Source organism: Marinobacter daqiaonensis, from assembly GCF_900115285.1.
GTDB classification, from domain to species: Bacteria; Pseudomonadota; Gammaproteobacteria; order Pseudomonadales; family Oleiphilaceae; genus Marinobacter; species Marinobacter daqiaonensis.
The window spans coordinates 226,095-246,281 of sequence record NZ_FOYW01000002.1; the positions used below are offsets into that span (position 1 = coordinate 226,095).

Consider the following 20,187-nt stretch of genomic DNA (forward strand, 5'->3'; position numbering starts at 1 on the left):
GATCAGACTGCCAGATGGATGGGGGGCTGGTCGAGAAGCGCCCCGATATCGGCCCCGGACTGGGGGCGACCACAGAAGAACCCCTGCACACGTTGACAGCCGATTTCCGACAGGTAGTCCAGCTGGTCCTGGTTTTCGACACCCTCCGCCACAATCTCAAGTTTGAGACCATGGGCCATGGCGACGATGGCATTGACGATGCACGCGCCGTCGTTGCCGGCACGAACGCCCTGAACAAAGGAGCGGTCCACCTTGAGAATATGAATGGGCAGGTGATGAAGATAGTTGAGTGAGGAGTAGCCCGTTCCGAAGTCGTCCACGGCGATCTTCACTCCGTGACGGGCCAGTTCCCGAAGTGTCTGGCTGACCTGGGCCAGGTCATTCATGATCACATTTTCGGTGATCTCGATCTCGAGGTTACGGGCGGGAAAATGGAGAAGTCGCAGTTGTGCGACAAGACGTTCGACGAACTCGGGGTGCTCCACCTGAGCGGGTGAAAGGTTGACCGCCAGTCTCAGGTCCCGATGCCCCGCAGCAATCCATCGGCCCACTTCCCGGCAGGCCGTGGTCAGCACTTTGTCGCTGATGTCCGCCATCAGGTTGGTCTCGGACGCGAGGGGCAGAAACTCACCCGGCAGCAGCAGGCCCCGTTCCGGATGCCGCCAGCGAACCAGGGCCTCGACACTGGTCATGCGGCCGCTGCGAAGGCATATCTGGGGCTGATAATGTACCTCGAGCTCATCACAGGCCAGGGCACGGCGCAGGTCGCGTTCGAGACCGAGGCGATTGCTGGTGTCCACGGTCATGCTGCTGTCGAAGAAGCAGTAGCCGTCCTTGCCACGGGACTTTACCTGGTACATGGCCAGGTCCGCGTTGCGAATCAGCTGCTCCAGGTGCTGGCCCGCATCGGGGAAGATGGCGATGCCGATGCTGACACCGATGAAGATTTCCTGGTTCTCCAGCCTGAAAGGCGCCTTGAGGGTGTCGATGAGCTTGTCGGCGATGGCGGCGGCCTCTTCCCGGCCCGGCACCGCCGGCAGTAGCAGGGTGAACTCGTCGCCACCGAAGCGGGACAGGGTATCCCCTTTGCGCAGGCATTTCTCCAAACGTTGCGTGACCGCCTGCAGCAACCGGTCTCCCATGGCGTGACCCAGGGTGTCGTTGATAATCTTGAAGCGGTCCAGGTCCAGGAACATCACCGCCAGTTTGTGCTGATTGCGCCGGGCCTGGCTCATGGCAACGTTCAGCCGGTCCCTGAACAGCGCCCGGTTGGGGAGTCGGGTCAGCAGGTCATGGTAGGCCTGGAAGCTGATAAAGGCCTCGGCTTCCTTACGCTCGGTAATATCCCGGGCAATACCATAATAGTGGGCATGCCGGCTGAGGTAGCGTTCGTCCGGGCCACCGGATTCATGCCAGGCTGCCTGATCGACGGGGAAAGCGGTGATCTCGAAGTGTCGGGTGGCTTTCAGTGTTCCCTTGGTGCGCAGGCTGACCTCAAAGGTCACCGGGCGGTCGGCGCTGATGTCGGGATCCTTGAGGGCTTCCGTACCGCGAGAGGCCTCCTCGTCATTGAGCAGGTATCGAAAGTGCTGGCCGATCAGTTCAGCCGGGTCATGGCCGAGCAGATTGGTCACCTTGCTGTTGAGGAAACAGAAACGGCCCTGACCGTCGAGCATGAAAACGATGTCCGGCGAGTTGTTGACGATATACCGGTGCAGGGATTCAGACTTCTGAAGCTGACGCTGAATGTCTTCATGGGCCCGCAACAGCGACTGCTTGCCCAGCACATTAGCAAGGGTTGCCAGCACCTCGTCGGGATCGAAGGGCTTGCGGATGTAATCAGCGGCTCCCCGACGCAGGGCCCGGCTGACGGATCGGAACGAGGTTTCGCCGCTGACCACGATCAGGGCGCAGTCCGGTTGCAGGCGACTGGCCAGGTCCATCACCTGGAAGCCATCACGGCCAGGCATGTTCAGGTCCAGCATGGCGAGAGTGAAGTCCTGCTCCCTTAGCAGGCGGCAGGCTTCGTTGCCATCGGCAGCGGTCGACGTCTCGTAGCCCTGCTGGCGCAGGAGGGCGGAGAGGCTTTCCAGTAGCCTTGGATTGTCATCTGCCACCAGGATGCGCTGATGGCTCGGGAACTGTTCCGATGTGTATGCCTGGATCATCGCCCGCTACCTGTTGCCCAACACCGGCCTCCTGCATACAGCCTCCCGATGGGAGCTGCACCGTTACCGGTCTTCGTTTTTTTTATCTGCCGGAAACAATAACCGGAACCGGGTTCCGGAGTGAGTGCTCTGGCAACTGATGATGGCCTCCATGTCATCCATTAACTGCTTGACTATACTCAGGCCGAGGCCGCTGTGACCCTCGCCCTTGCCGGAGCTGGCCGGTTCAAACAGGCGCGCCATGACGGCGGCCGGCAGTCCCGGTCCATCATCCCGGATGACCAGCTCCACCCACTGCTCCCCGTCTTGCCATACCGGAGCTGCGGTCTGTACGTCGATGTGAACCCCGCCCTCCGGTCGGCTTTCTGCCGCATTGCGCAGCAGGTTGAGCACCACCTGGCGAACCTGGGCCGCCGGAACCCGGACAGCCGTGTCTTCCTCGCACAGTTCCAGGGCGCAGGTGGCTTGCTGTTCGGCGAACAGCCCCTCATCCAGCAGTTCGCCCAGGGCGGTCACCTCGTAATTGAGGATTGCCCTGCGACCGGGGTCCCTGCCCGGGTACGGGTTTTCTGTCCCGGAGCGTCCCAGTTCAGCCAGCAATTCACTGGCGCGCCCCAACTCTTCCTCGATGACATCGATATCATCGTCATCGCCGCCCTCCCTGAGTCGTGCCCGAAGCCGGAATAGGTATTGCCTTACCACCGTAAGAGGGTTGTTGATTTCGTGAATCTGCCGCCGTACCACCTCGTCAGACAGCCCTGCCGTGACAGGGGGATGCAGGTCCCGGGCCAGAATCTCCCGCACGACGGCGACAGTTAGCTTTCGCGTACCCGCATCACCGTTGTAGATCGCCGCAGGCGCGATATCCATCTCCTCGGCCAGATCGGTCGTTTCCAGCCTTATCCGGCGCAGTATCTCAGCGCTCAGTTCCTCTTCCAGTCCGAACAGCTCACGGGCCATGGTCAGGCCATGACCCTCGCGGGTAACAAGGTGCACCGAAACCGCCGAGATGCGAATCAGGTGATCCGCTCCGGCAAGCCGGGCGCTGTCGTCGAGCTGCCGCGCCAGCGCCTCCGAAAGGTCGCTGCCCAGGCCCCAGTGCTCGGCAAGGGTGGCGCTGAGCTGGGGGTAGGGTGGCTTCGCCTCCTGCTGGGGGCGCTCCAGTTCCCGTCGCAATAAAAGCAGTTTGCCCGCGTTGTGGAGCATGCCCGCCAGAAAGGCGGTATCAGGTTCAGGGTATCTGGTCAGCCGTGCGAGCGCGCGGGCCATAAGGGCAACGCTGAGGGCGTCTCGCCAGAAACCGTTGAGCTGTCTCCAGTGACCCTCCCCGAGCTGGAGCAAGAGCTGCTGCAGGGCACCCGTGAGAATCACCTTTTCCAGGCGCTCTGTCCCCAGACGCAGCAGAGCCTGCTCCAGGTGGGTAGCGGCTCCCTGGTGATGGAAGCCAGCGGCATTTGCCAGGGCCAGTACACAGCCGGTGAGAGAGGTGTCCTGGTGAATGATCCGGGCCACCTGGCGGTAACTGTCGTGACGACGGCAGGCGTCCAGAGCCCGGAGGTGAACCTCGGGAAGTGTGGGTAGCTGGTCACTGGCGGCGGACGTTGTCATGTAGTTTTTTGAAAGTCTATGTAAAGTAATGTTACATGTCAGAGAGTTAGGATAGACAATAAAAGTGACATATCAAGCACTTTCTGTCGATAAATTAAACAATGTGCCGAACGTTTCCCAGCGGCGGGCAATAGCGCTATCATCATCCCTGAATTTCGTGCAGTTTGCCGTCGGTAAAAGGATTGTTGTCCGGTCATGCAGGTCAAGGAGTTTCAGGATCACGCCGCAGGTTCCCGGCTTCAGGACGAGCTGCCGGATATTGTCGCTTTTACCGGCGGCAAGGGGGGCGTGGGCAAGACTTCCGTCTGTGTCAACGTGGCCCTGACCATGGCCCGGCGGGGGCGCAGGGTTTTGCTGCTGGATGCGGACACGGATCTCGCCAACGTCAGCATTGTTCTCGGGCAGTATCCCTCCCGGACCCTTGAGCAGGCGGTGACGGGAGAGTGCCAGTTCCGGGATGTCATCATGGAGGCGCCATACGGCCTCCATGTTATTCCCGGGGCTTCCGGTGTCGAGCGGTGCATGGATTTGGACCCCGACGATGCCAGGGCGATTCTCCTGGAACTTGCCGCCATAGAAAGATCCTACGACCTTATCATCATTGATACGGCCTCAGGCCTGCAATCGACCGCACTGCATATGATCGCTCTGGCTGCCCTGGCCTGCGTGGTCATCACTCCCGACCCCGCTTCCCTCACAGACGCCTTTTCACTCCTGCGGGTGCTGCAGCGCCGCGGTTATCGCCGCAGCCCCGGTGTGGTGGTGAATATGGCTGCCGGCTCCAGCCAGGCGCAGGCGGTGTACCGCCGTTTTTCCGGTGCGGTGCGCCGCCATCTGGATATGGAGACCAGCTATGTTGGCGCAATCTGGCGTGACGAATCCATTCGCCAGTCTGTTGAGCTACAGCGGCCAGTGGCCATGCTCGCGGAATCCGATCCCTCCTGCCGGCAGTTCATGACTCTTGCCGAGCAGCTCTCCCTTCAGTTATCCAGACTGCCCCGGCGCAAGGCCGGCCTCGCTGCCTACTGGCAGCATCGCAAAAGGCGTGGCCAGGTGTCCGGTGCCGATGATCATCGGTCCGGGGCGGAGCATGCCTTGAGTCCGGGTGTGTCCGGGCAAGGGGAGGCAGGTAAGCCGGAGGTGGCATTATCGGCTCCGGCCGAAAGTGACGATCGGCCCCTGGCTTCCTGCCGGGCACTGTTTCTGGAACTGGGCAGGCTGCTTGACCGGCATCCGGACGATCACCTGCTTCATAAGGAGGCACTGAATGGCGCCTCTGCACTTCTGTCGAGCATGGCCATGGTAATGGGGCCACCTGAAACGGATAGCAAAAGCGGCTATGACGAGGCAGACTTCGGCCCGCAACAGGACCTGCTGACACGACTCAAATCCCAGCCGGACACCATCCGCGTAGACGGTTTTCTTACCGCTTATCAACGAAATTACGAATAAAAAATAGGCATTTTTTTCTGGCGATTTGTCTTTATATTGTCATGGTAGCCATGCAAGACTGACCGCAACCTGCTGCCCTGGACAGTTGGGCCTGGCCCGGAATCTGCAAACGCATTCTGCCGAGGTTCCGGACAGCGCCGTGGCGCGATCCAGACCATCAACATCAGTGGTCAGGGCATGGCAAAGCCGATGCTTTCCCGGCGAGCCGGCACAGGTTCAAGGAATGCCGGGTTAACCATCATCACAGGGAAGCCTGACAGGGGCCCGGGCGCTACCCCCCGTTCCGGGTCTTCATACTAACGAGAAGGAGTTCAGACAATATGAGCGAGCTGTTTACCGCAACCGACGATACCGGGTCCACCGTCTTTCGTTCGCTCAAGGGCAAGCACATCCTGATTACCGGTACCACCGGCTTTCTGGGTAAGGCCGTCCTTGAGAAAATTATCCGTGGCCTGCCAGAGGTGGGCGGTCTCTACCTGCTGGTACGTGGGAATGCCCGCCATCCCGACGCCCGCGAGCGGTTCTACAGCGAGATTGCCAGTTCGAGTGTCTTCGAGCGGCTTCGCAGTGAGGACCAGGAAGCTTTCGAAGCCTTCCTCGAAGACCGGGTGCACTGCATCAAGGGCGAATTGACGCGTCCCCGTTTCGGCCTGTCCCAGGCAGAGTACGAAAGGCTGACGTCACGCATTGATCTGGTGATCAACTCCGCCGCAAGCGTCAATTTCCGGGAGGAGCTGGACAAGGCTCTGACCATAAACACCCTGTGCCTCGACAACGTCGCTGATTTTGCCCGCGACGGTGATGGTATTCCCGTGGTTCAGGTCTCCACCTGTTACGTCAATGGCATCAACAGCGGCGACATTGCCGAAACCGTGATCAAGCCCGCCGGGGCCGACATACCCCGCAGCGATAAGGGCTATTACGAAACCGGGTCCCTGGTCAGGCTGCTGCACGACAAGATCACTGATGTCCGGTCACGTTACTCCGGCAAGCAGCTGGAAAAAAAACTGGTGGAGCTCGGCATCCGCGAAGCCAACCATTATGGCTGGAGCGACACCTACACCTTCACCAAGTGGCTGGGCGAGCAACGACTGATGGAAGCCCTGTCAGGGCAGAGCCTGACCATCGTTCGCCCTTCCATCATCGAGAGTGCACTTAAGGAGCCGATGCCCGGCTGGATCGAGGGGGTCAAGGTGGCCGATGCCATCATCCTGGCCTATGCACGGGAGAAAGTGACCCTCTTCCCGGGCAGACGGGAGGGGATCGTTGATGTAATCCCCGTCGATCTGGTGGCCAACAGTATCATTCTGGCCGGGGCAGAGGCGGTGATGGCGGAGCCGGATCACCGCATCTACCAGTGCTGCAGTGGTTCCATGAATCCGGTGTCACTGGGTGAGTTCATTGACCACGTGATGGCCGAGGCCAGGGAAAACCATGAGGCTTATGACAAACTGTTCGCCCGACAGCCCAGCAAGCCTTTCATCGCGGTCAACCGTACGCTGTTCGATGCGGCGGTGACGGGCTTCCGGGCACCCCTGTCCCTCGCCAGCAGGGCAATGAAGATGACCGGCCATAACCGGGAACTGAAGTTGCTCAGGAATCTGGACACCACTCGGGCTCTGGCCACCATATTCGGTTTCTACACTGCGCCTGATTATGTGTTCCATAATGAGCGGCTCATGGCCCTGGCCGAGCGCATGGGTGACGAGGACCGGGAGAACTTCTCCGTTGACCCGCGCCGTATCGGGTGGGAAACCTATCTCCGTAAGACCCACTTGGGCGGTCTGAACCGTTACGCCATGGCCGAGCGCCGGGTATACAGCCTGCGTAACCGTCGTCAGCGCAAGTCTGCCGTGGCAGCCTGAGTCCATCCCCCCAGGACCCGCGTCCGGGTGTTGTCCTTTGCAGGACCCCCGGGCAGGTCTATCCTGTTGGTAGTACGTTGGTCTAATTCAATGGCCAGGTCTTACATGGTGAGATAGGGCAATCCGCTCACCGGAGGGGCCGTAACGTTTTCCCGACAGGCATTCGCGACCCGAGCCTCTCCGCCAGCCACCGCAACCCTTGGTTCGTTGCGGCGGGCATAAAAGTTCTGTTCCAACAATTTTCACAACTCAGTAACAGACTCGGAAAATAGGGGGAAAAATGACTGACAAGAATCTGTACCCGGTGCCTGAGCACTTTGCGAAGCGCGCGCTGGTGTCGCGGGAGCAATACCAGAAGATGTACCAGCAGTCGATTGATGACCCGGATACCTTCTGGGGCGAGCACGGTAAGCGACTCGACTGGATCAAGCCCTACTCAAGGGTCAAGAATAGCACCTACGACTACGACAACCTGTCGATCAAATGGTTTGAAGACGGTGAACTCAATGCTGCCGCCAACTGCCTTGATCGCCACCTGGAGAAGCGCGGCGACCAGACCGCCATCATTTTCGAAGGGGACGACCCGGCCAACTCCCGCAACGTCACCTACCGTGAGCTCCACGCGGAAACATCCAAGTTCGCCAATTCCCTCAAGACACTGGGCGTGAAGAAAGGGGATGTGGTGACCATCTACATGCCCATGATCGTGGAAACCGCCGTGGCCATGCTGGCCTGCGCCCGCATCGGGGCCATTCATTCGGTGGTATTCGGGGGCTTTTCGCCGGAAGCTCTCGGCGCACGGATCGAGAACGGTAAGTCCCGTTTCGTGATCACCGCTGATGAAGGTGTTCGCGGTGGCCGCAAGATCCCCCTCAAGAAAAATGTGGATGCCGCCCTCAAGGGCCAGTCCGTGCCCGAGGTGGAGAGCGTGGTGGTGGTATCCCGGACGGGTGCCGACGTGCCATGGGATCCAAGCCGCGATGTCCGCTACGAGGATTTGATGAAAGATGCCTCCGCCGAGTGCCCGGCGGAATCCATGAACGCCGAAGACCCGCTGTTCATGCTCTACACCTCCGGCTCGACCGGGGCACCCAAGGGCGTGCTGCATACCACCGGTGGGTACCTGACTTACGTATCGATGACCCACGAATACGTTTTCGACTATCAGGAGGGCGACGTCTACTGGTGTACTGCCGACTTCGGCTGGGTGACCGGGCACAGCTATATCCTCTACGGTCCGCTCGCCAATGGCGCCATCACCGTACTGTTCGAAGGTGTCCCCAACTATCCGGACAGCTCACGCATGGGGCAGGTGGTGGACAAGCACAAGGTAAATGTACTTTACACTGCGCCAACCGCGATCCGCGCACTGATGGCCGAGGGTAAGTCCTGCATGGACGGCACCAGCCGGGAAAGCCTGCATCTGCTGGGATCGGTGGGTGAGCCCATCAACCCCGAGGCCTGGGAGTGGTACCACGAGGTGATCGGTAACGGCCAATGCCCGATCGTTGATACATGGTGGCAGACCGAGACCGGGGGTATTCTGATTTCGCCCCTTCCCGGTGCCGTGGATCTGAAGCCGGGCTCGGCAACGCTGCCTTTCTTCGGCGTCCGGCCCGCGCTGGTGGACAACGAGGGCAAGGTACTGGAGGGCAAGACCGAGGGCAACCTGGTCATCCTCGACAGCTGGCCTGGCCAGATGCGTACCATTTACGGCGACCATGAACGGTTCAAGCAAACCTATTTCAGCACCTATCCGGGTATGTACTTCACTGGCGACGGCGCCCGCCGTGACGAAGACGGCTACTACTGGATCACCGGTCGCGTGGACGATGTCCTGAACGTTTCCGGGCATCGCCTCGGTACGGCCGAGGTCGAAAGTGCCCTCGTGGCCCACGACAAGGTGGCGGAAGCCGCCGTCGTGGGTTATCCCCATGACATCAAGGGCCAGGGCATCTACGTCTACGTTACCCTGGTTCAGGGTGTCGAGCCGACCGAGGAGCTGCGTAAGGAACTGGTGCAGTGGGTCCGCAAGGAGATCGGCCCCATAGCGTCCCCAGACGTTATTCAGTGGGCGCCGGGCCTGCCCAAGACCCGTTCCGGCAAGATCATGCGGCGCATTCTGCGCAAGATTGCCGCCAATGAGCACGATCAGCTCGGCGACACCTCCACTCTGGCAGATCCGGGCGTGGTGGATGAGCTTATCAGCCAACGCGCTTTCAAGTAGACTTCCGTACTTAACGACGGAAGACAATGCCCGCAGGGATGCCCGTTCCCGCGGGCATTGTTGTTTTTGGGTCGGGGTCCGTGGGGATGCCTGATCACAGGTTTACGAGAGGACGTTTGTTGATGGCTCAACACATTATCATCGCGGATGACCACCCGCTGTTCCGCGCCGCCCTGCGTCAGGCTGTCAGCCAGGCAGTTCCAGAGGCAGAGGTGGCGGAGGTTGAGAGCATCAAGGCCCTGCAGGCGGCGGTGGAGCGCAAGCCGGACGCGGACCTGATACTGCTGGATCTGAACATGCCCGGAGCCCATGGCTTTTCCGGGCTGGTGTTCCTGCGGGGACAGTACCCGGGGCTGCCGGTTGTGATGGTGTCCGGATCGGAGGACCTCCAGGTGATGCGCCGCTCCATCGACTATGGTGCCTCCGGTTTCATACCCAAATCGGCGCCCCTGCCGGAAATCACCGATGCTATCCAGGCTGTCCTGGAAGGCGATATGTGGCTACCGGAAGGCGTGGCGGAAAAGCTGGAACGGATGCAGGCGGAGAATACCGATTTCTCCGACAGGCTGGCGTCCCTGACCCCACAACAGTTCCGGGTGCTGGGTATGCTTGCGGAAGGGATGCTGAACAAGCAGATCGCCTACGATCTGGACGTCTCCGAAGCCACCATCAAGGCACATATCACCGCGGTGTTCCGAAAGCTCGGCGTCCGCAACCGCACCCAGGCAGTGATCGCCATCCAGCAGATGGAACTCGATCCCTCGGACACCTCTCTTTCCGGGAACTGATTTTTAGCCACGGAACCCGCGGAAGGACGCGGAAAAGACAGGGATTAGCCCCGGAAGAACACGGAAAGAAAAGATAAAAAAAAAAGGAACATCTCTTTTTCGTCCGTGTTTGTCCATGGCCAAAAAAGTCTTTGTTATTTTTCCGTGTTCTTCCGTGGATTCCGTGGCTAATATTCGTTTTTCTTTTCTTCCGCGGTTTCCGCGGCTAAACAATCTTTACCGCTTCACGAATTCCAAGCGTCCCGGCGCCACCCGGATGTCCATGTCGGACATGCCCAGGATTCGCTGGCCGAGGCTGGTTTCGTCCAGGCGGTAGATGGGCATGGTTTCCAGCATCTGGGCGACTACCCGCATTACCTGATCCGTTACCGGCTTCAGGTCCGTCCCCCCCATGAAGGGCACGTCGACGTTGCTTTCCAGCAGCTTCAACCGGCGGAGGTAGATGGCCTTTTCCTGGCTGTCGTAGACCGGGGCACCTTCCACTTTCAGGTCGATATTCACGGGTACCTTGGCCATCAGGGCGTTCAGGGCAACCTGGCCGGACAGGTCAATGACGGCTACGTCGCGGCCATCCGGTCCCAGGGTGATATCCGCATTGCCCAAAGAGAGGCTCAATGGCGAGCCGGCCTGAAGCTGCCGTCGGTCGAAGTCTGACACGGTATCCTGGAGATGACGTTCCAGGGTGGCTTCACTGATGGAATAGGTGGAGAAACCGGCACAGCCGGACAACACCAGTGCAGTAGCAAACAAGACGAACACGGACCGAAGTATCATGGTCTTCCCCCTCAGGAATGTCAGGCTGCCATGGTGACTGAGCCCGTTGCGACAGGCAAGGTCGAAGCGCGGAGGTTACCGGTTATTCATTCTCGGCCTCTGCTTCCACAGTCAGTTCGCCGGATTCGTCAAACCAGGCGTGGATTACGATGGGCTGGCAGCAGACCTGGCAGTCTTCCACGTACTGCTGCTCGCGCACGCTGGGGTCCACGCTGATCTCCAGGGGTTCCCAGCAGTACGGACACTGAATGCTGGCCGGTTCAAGGACTGACATTGGAGCCGGCCCCTCAGAACTTCTGCTTGGCCATCCAGGGAATTATCCGGTCGAATGCCTCTTCCAGCTTTTCACAGGTAGTGGAAAAACTCAGGCGCAAGGCATTCTGGGTATGTTCCCCGAAGGCATCGCCAGGCACAGTGCAAACGCCGGTTTCCTTCAGCATTCGCAGGGCCAGGTCGGAACCATCCACGTGAAGAGGCAGGGCAGGGAAGGCAAAGAACGCCCCTCCGGGCTTGTACCCGCTCAGGTGGGGTGTCCGGTCGATCAGTTCGACGATCTTGTCACGCCGCTCCCGGTAAATACCCACCATGTCTGTCACGCACTGCATATCGCCGGTGAGGGCAGCCACTCCGGCATACTGGGACGGGGTATTGGCCACCGATGTCGTGAACATGTGATACCGGCGTAGCCTCTTAATGGTGGCCTGGCTGGAGATAACCCAGCCGACCCGCAGGCCCGCCATGCTGAAGGTCTTGGAAAAACTGCTGATGCACATGATGTTATCCAGATCCACCGAGCAGTTCAGGACACTGGCATAGTCGTCGTCATCGAAGATCAGGTGGTCGTAGACCTCGTCGCTGTATATCTGGATGCCCCTATAGGCGCACTCCTCCACGATCGTCTCGATGGTGGACCGGGGGTACACCGCTCCGGTCGGGTTGTTCGGGGAGTTCAGGATGATCGCGTAGGTCCGCGAACCCATGGCCCGGATCACCTCGTCGGGGTCCAGCTGATGGTCGTTTTCCGGCCGCGTGGGTATGTATTTCACCTCGCCACCGTTCATCCGGATCAGGGGCGCATAGAGCAGAAAGGTGGGGTCGGTAATAATGAACTGGCGGCCCGGTTGGGCGGTGGAGGTAATCGCCAGGTACATGGCCTCGGTGGCGCCGTTGGTGACGAGGATGTTTTCCCGGGTCAGCTTGCGGTTGTACCGATTGCTGTAATAGTCCCGCAGCGCTACCAGAAGCTCGGGCAGCCCGGCATCCATGGTGTAGCCGGTCTGGCCGGCATTCAGTGCATCCACGTAGGCGTCAATGATGTGCTTGGGCGTTGGCAGGTCCGGCTGACCGATGGACAGGTGAATCACGTCCTTCATGGTGGAGGCCATGTTCACCATGCGCCGGATACCCGGAACCGGGATGGCCTGCATGGCCGGATTCCAGCTGGCCTTTGCCTTACGGTATTTCACCTTGCGCGGCTCTGTTTGCCCGGTATCTTTTTCAGCCTCTGCCATAACCACCTCTAATCCCGATAGATAGCAACCAATAAATCGTTCCAGGCCGGGTATGGCGAACACCGGCCCACGCCACATGTATGCGTGACTCCTCTGGCAGAGTAGTCCAGTAGGCAATTGCGGTACAAGGACTATGAGATGTTTTTACGAAGCCTGCTTCACAACCCCGGGTGCACCGCCGGCAGGGGTTTGACCGGGCCTGCGCCAGAGGCCAAACTCAGGACACACTCAGTCCCAATCTCAGGAGGACCCGACAGCCATGAGCCACCACGACAAGCCCATAATCACGGTACTCACTGCACCGGGCGAGCCGGAACCGCCAGGCATTGATGCGATCCGGGCCCGGGGCGAGGTGCGACTCGCCTGGGACGAGGAGACACTGCGGGAAAGCCTCCCCGGCACCCGGGTCATGATGGTCACGGACTTCCGTACCGACGCGCTGGAGGCGGCATGGTCCACCGCCGACAGGTTGGAGTGGATTCACGCCACCAGTGCCGGGGTGGATGCCCTGATGTTTCCGGCACTGATCGAGAGCGACGTGAAGGTTACCAACGCCCGGGGTATCTTCGATCGCAGTATCGCCGAGTATGTGCTCTGCACCATGCTGATGTTCATCAAGGATTTCCCCCGGTCCATGCGGCTGCAGGCGGGACACAAATGGAAACACCGGGACACTGAACGGGCGGAAGGACGGGAAGTACTGGTGGTTGGGGCCGGTTCCATCGGCCACCAGATAGCCCGTCTGGCCCGAAGCATCGGCATGAACCCCCACGGGATCGCCCGTCATGCCCGTACCGACGATGAGGACTTTATCGCCGTGCATGCCAATGAACAGCTTTTCGAAAAGCTGGAGGTGGCGGACTTCGTAGTGATAGCAGCACCCCTGACCCCCCAGACCGAGGGCCTCTTTGACAGCAAAGCGTTCGCCGCCATGAAGGACAGCGCCCGCCTCATCAACATCGGTCGTGGCCCCATCGTGAACACCGATGACCTGATCAAGGCTCTTAACAAGGGTGAAATCGCGGGCGCTGCCCTGGATGTATTCGAGGAAGAACCCCTGCCGGAGGATCATCCCCTCTGGGATATGGGCAACGTCATCCTTACCCCCCATATGTCCGGTGATTTCATCGGCTGGCGCCGGGCCCTGACCGACCAGTTCCTGGACAACTTCGACCGCTGGCACAAGGGGGAGGAGCTGTTCAACAACGTCAACAAAAAGCTGGGGTACGCGGGTAGCTGACTGAGCCGGTATTCCGCGTACGCGGCGCCACGCATGGTCCTGTATTCCGCGTGTCCGGCGGCCACCCCCGCTCCTGTAGGAGCCAGCCTGCTGGCGAAGAGGGTAGACCTGAAGCCCGGTCCCCGGGTCCTCGCCAGCAGGCTGGCTCCTACAGTTTCCTGAATTCCGCGTATTCGGCGGCCATGCCCGCTTTTGTAGGAGCCAGCCTGCTGGCCAAGAGGGTATCACTGAAGCCCGGTGCCCTGGTCCTCGCCAGCAGGCTGGCTCCTACAGTTTCCTGAATTCCGCGTATTCGGCGGCCATGCCCGCTCCTGTAGGAGCCAGCCTGCTGGCGAAGAGGGTAGCCCTGAAGCCCGGTCCCCGGGTCCTCGCCAGCAGGCTGGCTCCTACAGTTTCAGCGTCTGCCTTACGTCCGATGATGGCATCGGCTGGCTCCGGGCCCTGCGCGACCGGCCCAAAAAACTTCTTAATAAAAGAATTTTTTTGTCCGTGAATGTCCTTGTCGTCCGTGGCTATTTTTGATCGTTTCTTTCCGTGCCCTTTCGTGGATTCCGTGGCAAATCTCATTCCTTCAGACGGGCCAGCACGGAGTCGGCGATTTCCCGCGTGTCCCGCCGGGTACCGCCGTTCTCGGCCAGGTCGGCCGCTACGGCGGCGTAAAGTTCCCGGCCCGCCATGGTGAGCGAGGGATCGCGGCGGCCCAGCCATTCCAGCATGCGGGCGGTGGTGAACAGCATAGCGGTCGGGTCCGCCAGGCCCTGGCCAGCGATGTCCGGAGCGCTGCCGTGTGTGGGCTCGAACATGGATGGCATGGCGGGATTGTCGGGATTGAGGTTGCATGAAGGAGCAACGCCCATGCCGCCGGAGAGGACGGCGGCAAGGTCCGTGAGGATGTCCCCCTGCAGGTTACTCGCCACCACCACATCAAAGGCCCACGGAGCCTGGACGAACTTCATGCAGGCTGCGTCAATGAGTTCGTGGTGGGTGGCAACGTCCGGATAGTCTTTTGCCACTTCCTCGAAAACCTCGGTATACATGTCCCCCCAGTAGCGCAGGGCATTGCGCTTGGTGATGACACAGACCTGGCTTTCACGCCGCGTGCCGTCAAGAGTACGAAATTCCCGAGTCTTGCCCTCCGCCCTGCGGGCCTCGGCCCTCAGGCGTGCCCGTTCAAATCCATAGCGGACAATGCGGTCGGTGGCCCGTCGGGTGAACACCTCCATCTGGGTCGCCACTTCGTGCTCGGTGCCCTGGCGTAACCGGCCCCCCTGGCCCACATACTCACCCTCGCTGTTCTCCCGTATCACCAGCATGTCGACATCCCTGGCGCGCTCATCGGCGAGATACTGGCGGGCTCCCGGCAGCAAACGCGCGGGGCGTTCGCAGACCCACTGGTCGAATCCCTTGCGCATGTCCAGCAACGGCGCCAGGGATACACTGTCCGGCAGCAGGTAGCGATCGGGGTCGTCGAGCGGGCCAGGATCGCCAAGGGCGCCCAGCAGTATGGCGTCGTAATCCGCAAGTTGTGCCATGGCGTCATGGGGCATTACCTCGCCATGCATTTCGTGCCAGGCGTGGGATGGCCAGGGGAACCGGGTCCATTCCAGCGGTAGCTGGTGTTTCTCCCGAAGCGCTTCCAGACAGTGAACGGCTTCGGTGACGACTTCCGGGCCAATACCGTCACCAGGGGTGACGGCAATCCGCAGGGTCTCGGGCATCGGAAGGAACTCCTTGCGATATGAAATTGACAGAAGTTTGCAACAGGGCGGTCGATAAACGGGTAACCTGACCCTTGGTCAGTGTAGTCATCCGTGCCGCATTCGTCAGTGTCGTCATTTGTTTTGCGGGTTTCCGGCGGGTGTCTATAGTAAATAGCGGAAAGCCAATCATTTTCCGGGTAAGGAGTTGCTGTGGAGCGTCCAGAAGTGCTGTTTGACGAATCCCATTGTGGCCAGTGCGCCTGCGGCGAAGGCCTCGATTTCCAGTTTTCCTTTGCGTTCCAGCCTATCGTGGACTCTTCTGATGAGAGTGTATTCGCCTACGAGGCCCTGGTGAGGGGCACCGGTGGCGAGAGCGCCTGGAGTGTGTTGTCACAGGTGAATAGCCAAAACCGCTATGCCTTTGACCAGATCTGCCGGGTAAAAGCGGTCAAGCTCGCTTCCCGGCTGGATATGGATGCCATGCTGAGTATCAACTTCATGCCCAACGCCGTGTACCAGGCGGAATACTGCATCCGGACCACACTTGCGGCGGCCAGGAACTATAATTTTGATATCAACAAGATCATTTTTGAGCTGACCGAAGGCGAAGATCTTTCATCAATCGATCATCTGGTCTCCATCATCAAGACGTACCAGAAGATGGGGTTCAGTACAGCCATTGACGATTTCGGGGCCGGCTTTTCCCGTTACAACATCATGACGGTCAGTCCGCCGGATTTTCTGAAACTGGATATGGGGCTGGTCCGTAATATTGATCGGGAGCCCAACAAGCAGGCAGTCGTCAATGGCATTATCACGATGATGCGGGAGCTGGGTGGCCGAATTGTGGCGGAGGGGGTAGAAACCGAGGAAGAGTATGCCTGGCTGCGAGGTCGGGGTATCAGTCTTTTCCAGGGTTATCTGTTCGCCCGGCCGGGCTTCGAGTCGTTGCCGCAACCACACTTCCCGAAGCTGTGATTCACGAATTCTGCGATCGACGGAGGGTATTTTGGCCTATCGGCTGGTAACTCTGGTGGGCGGCATCGTTTTTGTCGCCGTGCTCTATGGACTGATCTGGCTGCTCGCGCGCTGGTTTCTCAGAAATCATGGCGTAGTGGAGTCGCTCAATGACCGCGCCACCAACCTGGCTACCTGGACGTTCTCCGGTGTCTGTATCGGGCTGGCATTTGCCGTCTTCGGCGCCTTCGTACTGGGCCCCTGGGCGTTCTATCGCACCCTCCGTGCCCACCACGTGCCCGTCTCCGACGGTGCGGCTGTCTGGTGGGGGCTTGGCATCGTACTGGTTGCCCTGGGCCTAACCGCCAGCGGCTTCGCGCTTTTCCTATGGATTATCGGCGTGCTCTGAGGAGGAGGCCCTCTGGTCCTTTGCCTTGCCTTCGGCGGCCACCCTGTGGAACTGTTCCTTCAGCCACAACAGCGCCGGCTCTTTTGCGTAGGCACGATGCCAGTAAAGGTGCACGTCCACTTCCGGCAATCCCTCCGGCGGATTCAGGATGCAGGTATCGGAATGCTCGACGATCTGCCGTGCATAGCCCTCCGGCATGGTGAGCAGCAGGTCGGACATTTCCACCACCTGGCAGGCAGCATAGAAATGCTGGCAGCGCAGTCGGATGCGGCGCTGCAGGCCCAGCCTGGATAGCTCGAAATCCTCGATTCCCGGCCCCTCGGTTCGTGATGACACCAGAATGTGGCGGGCGGCAAGGTAATCGTCCATGGTCAGGTCCCGGCCCGCCAGGGGGTGATCCTTTCGCGCCATGACCACGAGCCGGTCCTTGCGAAGCCGTTCGTGGGCAGTCTGGTCGCTGATTGGCAGCAGCACGTCCACTGCGAAATCCAGCTTGCCGGCGGCCAGCAGACTTTCCATGTCCCGGCGGGCGATCCGTTGGCTGTTGATCTCGATGTCCGGGAAGTGGTTCAGTTGCATCACCAGCCGCGGCAGGAACGTGGACTCGAGAACGTCCCGCAATGCCAGGGCAAAGGTCTTGCGATGACTGGTTGGATCAAAGGCATGAAACTGGTTTACGGCGCTGTGGATCTGATTCAGTCCGGGACGCATGGATTCCACGAAGCGGCGGGCCAGGGGAGTGGGGACCATGCGATTGCCCTGCCGGGAAAACAGCGGGTCATCGAAATGATCCCGCAGCCGGGCCAGGGAGTGACTGACGGCGGGCTGTGTCAGATGCAGGGCCCGGGCGGCACGGGTCAGGCTACCCTCTCGATAAATGGTATCGAACACGTGAAGCAGGTTAAGATCTAGCCGGTTTGAGGCCATGATGGCGTCCTTAGCTGGTAAAACAGCGTCCGGTGCAGAAAGACCGGATAATAAGCGAACGTTATGATAAAGGATTAGAATAATTCAGTCGCATAATAGTTAACAGGACGCTAGTGTCCCGGACGGGACACCAGTGTCCGCCGGGGTTAACGAATCAACCGGGCGGGGCAGTATGTCCTGTTTTCAAAAAGGGTGGAATCTGAGCTATGTCCCAAAGAGTCTTTATTACCGGGGGAGCCAGCGGCCTTGGCCGTGCCCTTGCGCTGCGGTATGCCCGGCAGGGTGCCCGGGTCTGTATCGGTGATGTGAATCCGGAATCCGGTCTGGTCGCGGAAGACGAACTCAATGCCGCCGGTGGTGAGGCGCTGTTCATGCCCTGCGATGTGCGGCGCCTGAGCGATCTGGAAAAGGTCCGGGCGGAACTGGAGAGTCGTTGGGGCGGCGTCGACATCGTGGTCAACAATGCCGGCGTGGCTACCGCGGGCTCCATTGAGGATTCCACCATTGCGGACTGGGAGTGGATCCTGGACATCAATGTTCTTGGCGTGGTCCGTGGCTGTAAGGTCTTCACGCCGCTGCTGAAGAGGCAGGGCAGCGGTACCATCGTCAACGTGGCCTCCATGGCCGGGCTGATGCTGGCTCCGCTGATGGACAGCTACAACGTTTCCAAGGCAGGGGTTATCGCCCTGTCGGAAACCCTGAATCTGGAGCTGGGGGATGCCGGTATACACGTTTGCTGTGTCTGCCCGTCTTTCTTCCAGACGAACCTGGCCAGCGGCATGCGCTCGGACCTCCCCGGTATCCAGCAGAACATCAACAAGCTAATGAAGCACTCCACCGTCACCGCGGAGGACGTCGCCGACGATATTATCCGGGCGGTGGAGAACCACGAGTTCTGGGTGTTGCCGCACCAGAGGGAAAAGCGTCTCTGGATCCTCAAGCGCCATGCGCCCTGGGCGTTCGAGTACATCATGCGTCGCCAGAGCCGGCGCTGGTCGAAGAGAATGGCGGGGGGCTGACCGTGGCAACCATCTATCTGATACGTCATGGCCAGGCCAGCTTTGGCGACGACAACTATGACCGGCTTTCCGAAACGGGCTGGGAACAGGCCCGGGTACTGGGGCGCTGGCTGGCGGGTCGCGTTACCCCTAACGTGGTGATCGGCGGCAACATGAGGCGCCACAGGGAAACGGTTGAAGCCATTGCCAGTGGCTACCGGCAGAGCTTTCCCGACATGCAGGTGGCGACCGGCTTCAACGAGTTTGACCACGCCTCGGTGGTCCACCGTTTCCGGCCTGAATGGGCCGACCGCGAGCGGATGCTGGCGGAGCTCGAGGCCAGTGGCCACCCTGCGAAAACCTTCCAGCAGACCTTCGTCAAGGCAGTCCAGCGCTGGGTCAGCGCCGAGCACGACGATGATTATCCGGAGAGCTGGTCCCAGTTCAAGACCCGCGTCCAGCTGGCCCTGGACGACCTGATCCAGTGGGCGGACGGTGGCGACGTTTTCGTGTCCACCTCTGGCGGTCCCATCGCCATTATTGTCCAGAGTCTGCTCGGCATCAGTGACAGCAAGGCTCTGGGTCTCAACGAGATGATTGCGAACACCAGCGTCACCCGTGTGCTGTATTCCGGCAAGCGCCGAAGCCTGGCGGTGTTCAATAACTACGGCCACCTGGAAGCCGAGGATCCCGGTTTGGTGACGTTCCGCTGACCTGTGTCCGGACCTTCCATGGTAAGGAAATCCGTTAAACCGATAGAAAGGAGAGCATGATGAGCAAGAAGAACCTTTTTGATCTGGACGGCAAGGTCGCACTGGTCACCGGTGCAAGCCGGGGCATTGGTGAGAGCGTGGCCCGCCTGCTGGCGGAAAACGGTGCCCATGTCATCGTCAGTAGCCGCAAGATCGACGGTTGCGAGGCTGTGGCCAGCAGTATCAGGGAGAGCGGTGGCAGTGCGGAGGCCGTTGCCTGCCACATCGGCGAAATGGAACAGCTTGACTCGATCTGGAGGCACATCCGTGAAAAGCACGGCAGGCTGGACATCCTGGTGAACAACGCCGCCACCAATCCCTACTTCGGCAAGATCGAAGACACTGACCTGGGGGCATTCCAGAAAACGGTGGACGTGAACATCCGGGGTTATTTCTTCATGTGCGCCGAAGCCGCCAAACTCATGAAAGCGGAGGGCACCGCTGGCACAATCGTCAACGTGGCTTCTGTCAATGGTGTCACTCCGGGCCTGATGCAGGGCATCTACTCCATTACCAAGGCCGCCGTCATTTCCATGACCCGTGCCTACGCAAGGGAGCTTGGTCCTGACAATATCCGGGTGAATGCACTGCTGCCGGGTCTGACCGACACCAAGTTTGCCAGTGCCCTGACCACCAATGACAGCGTTCGTGAGCGTGCGATGGAGCATATTCCCATGCACCGCATGGCGGATCCGGACGAGATGGCCGGTACCGTGTTGTATCTGGTGTCCGATGCTTCTAGCTACACCACGGGCACCTGTGTCAATGTGGATGGCGGCTATCTGACCGTCTGATCCTGCCGTCCCGGAAA

General features: G+C 60.0%; 17 protein-coding genes. 10 read left to right on the forward strand and 7 right to left on the reverse strand.

Annotated elements, in window-relative coordinates; all coding sequences use genetic code 11:
• Positions 1–2: 2 nt before the first annotated feature.
• Both BM346_RS13795 and BM346_RS13800 read right to left on the reverse strand, forming a co-directional pair.
• The gene (locus BM346_RS13795; RefSeq protein ID WP_092014273.1) at positions 3–2,168 is read right to left on the reverse strand and encodes an EAL domain-containing response regulator; all 2,166 of its coding nucleotides are present in this window, start codon (positions 2,166–2,168) and stop codon (positions 3–5) included.
• A gap of 63 nt (positions 2,169–2,231) precedes the next feature.
• Positions 2,232–3,776, reverse strand: a complete 1,545-nt coding sequence (locus BM346_RS13800) for an HDOD domain-containing protein (RefSeq protein ID WP_092014276.1) — start codon at positions 3,774–3,776, stop codon at positions 2,232–2,234.
• 195 nt (positions 3,777–3,971) lie between these two features.
• Between BM346_RS13800 and BM346_RS13805 the strand changes: the two genes are divergently transcribed.
• The 4 genes from BM346_RS13805 to BM346_RS13820 all read left to right on the forward strand — a co-directional run bounded on the left by BM346_RS13805 (position 3,972) and on the right by BM346_RS13820 (position 10,108).
• Positions 3,972–5,228 (forward strand): MinD/ParA family ATP-binding protein, encoded by a 1,257-nt coding sequence (locus BM346_RS13805; RefSeq protein ID WP_092014278.1) that lies wholly within the window; start codon positions 3,972–3,974, stop codon positions 5,226–5,228.
• A 320-nt stretch (positions 5,229–5,548) separates the two neighbouring features.
• A complete protein-coding gene (locus BM346_RS13810; RefSeq protein ID WP_092014280.1) occupies positions 5,549–7,093 on the forward strand; it encodes a fatty acyl-CoA reductase in 1,545 nt (514 codons plus the stop codon).
• Positions 7,094–7,373: 280 nt separating this feature from the next.
• The gene (gene acs, locus BM346_RS13815; RefSeq protein ID WP_092014283.1) at positions 7,374–9,320 is read left to right on the forward strand and encodes an acetate--CoA ligase; all 1,947 of its coding nucleotides are present in this window, start codon (positions 7,374–7,376) and stop codon (positions 9,318–9,320) included.
• Positions 9,321–9,442: 122 nt separating this feature from the next.
• The gene (locus BM346_RS13820; protein WP_092014286.1) at positions 9,443–10,108 is read left to right on the forward strand and encodes a response regulator; all 666 of its coding nucleotides are present in this window, start codon (positions 9,443–9,445) and stop codon (positions 10,106–10,108) included.
• A 216-nt stretch (positions 10,109–10,324) separates the two neighbouring features.
• Here BM346_RS13820 and BM346_RS13825 read toward each other — a convergent pair whose 3' ends face one another.
• The 3 genes from BM346_RS13825 to BM346_RS13835 form a co-directional block, all read right to left on the reverse strand.
• Positions 10,325–10,882, reverse strand: a complete 558-nt coding sequence (locus BM346_RS13825; RefSeq protein WP_092014290.1) for a DUF1439 domain-containing protein — start codon at positions 10,880–10,882, stop codon at positions 10,325–10,327.
• Positions 10,883–10,964: 82 nt separating this feature from the next.
• Complete coding sequence (locus BM346_RS13830) at positions 10,965–11,156, reverse strand: CPXCG motif-containing cysteine-rich protein (RefSeq protein ID WP_092014293.1); 192 nt, start codon at positions 11,154–11,156, stop codon at positions 10,965–10,967.
• A gap of 13 nt (positions 11,157–11,169) precedes the next feature.
• Positions 11,170–12,393, reverse strand: coding sequence for a pyridoxal phosphate-dependent aminotransferase (locus BM346_RS13835; protein WP_092015034.1), 1,224 nt, complete (start codon positions 12,391–12,393; stop codon positions 11,170–11,172).
• Positions 12,394–12,652: 259 nt separating this feature from the next.
• On the opposite strand from BM346_RS13835, the gene BM346_RS13840 reads away from it, so the two are divergent.
• Positions 12,653–13,633 (forward strand): D-2-hydroxyacid dehydrogenase, encoded by a 981-nt coding sequence (locus BM346_RS13840; protein ID WP_092014296.1) that lies wholly within the window; start codon positions 12,653–12,655, stop codon positions 13,631–13,633.
• A 563-nt stretch (positions 13,634–14,196) separates the two neighbouring features.
• On the opposite strand, the gene BM346_RS13850 is transcribed toward BM346_RS13840, so the two are convergent.
• A complete protein-coding gene (locus tag BM346_RS13850) occupies positions 14,197–15,351 on the reverse strand; it encodes an isocitrate/isopropylmalate dehydrogenase family protein (protein ID WP_092014302.1) in 1,155 nt (384 codons plus the stop codon).
• A 192-nt stretch (positions 15,352–15,543) separates the two neighbouring features.
• Here BM346_RS13850 and BM346_RS13855 point away from each other — a divergent pair, with 192 nt between their 5' ends.
• A complete protein-coding gene (locus BM346_RS13855; RefSeq protein ID WP_092014305.1) occupies positions 15,544–16,311 on the forward strand; it encodes an EAL domain-containing protein in 768 nt (255 codons plus the stop codon).
• A 31-nt stretch (positions 16,312–16,342) separates the two neighbouring features.
• Complete coding sequence (locus BM346_RS13860; RefSeq protein WP_167812679.1) at positions 16,343–16,699, forward strand: hypothetical protein; 357 nt, start codon at positions 16,343–16,345, stop codon at positions 16,697–16,699.
• Here the strand turns inward: BM346_RS13860 and BM346_RS13865 are convergent.
• Positions 16,676–17,626: a LysR family transcriptional regulator gene (locus BM346_RS13865; RefSeq protein ID WP_092014307.1), complete on the reverse strand. Its 951-nt coding sequence runs from the start codon at positions 17,624–17,626 to the stop codon at positions 16,676–16,678. The two genes, BM346_RS13860 and BM346_RS13865, sit on opposite strands and share 24 nt — an antisense overlap.
• A gap of 206 nt (positions 17,627–17,832) precedes the next feature.
• Between BM346_RS13865 and BM346_RS13870 the strand changes: the two genes are divergently transcribed.
• From BM346_RS13870 to BM346_RS13880, 3 genes are read left to right on the forward strand one after another with little or no spacing between them, the layout of a single operon-like run.
• On the forward strand, positions 17,833–18,645 hold the full coding sequence (locus tag BM346_RS13870) for an SDR family oxidoreductase (protein WP_092014310.1): 813 nt from the start codon (positions 17,833–17,835) through the stop codon (positions 18,643–18,645).
• 2 nt (positions 18,646–18,647) lie between these two features.
• A complete protein-coding gene (locus BM346_RS13875) occupies positions 18,648–19,337 on the forward strand; it encodes a histidine phosphatase family protein (RefSeq protein ID WP_092014313.1) in 690 nt (229 codons plus the stop codon).
• Positions 19,338–19,396: 59 nt separating this feature from the next.
• Complete coding sequence (locus tag BM346_RS13880; protein ID WP_092014316.1) at positions 19,397–20,170, forward strand: SDR family oxidoreductase; 774 nt, start codon at positions 19,397–19,399, stop codon at positions 20,168–20,170.
• The last annotated feature ends 17 nt before the right edge of the window (positions 20,171–20,187 follow it).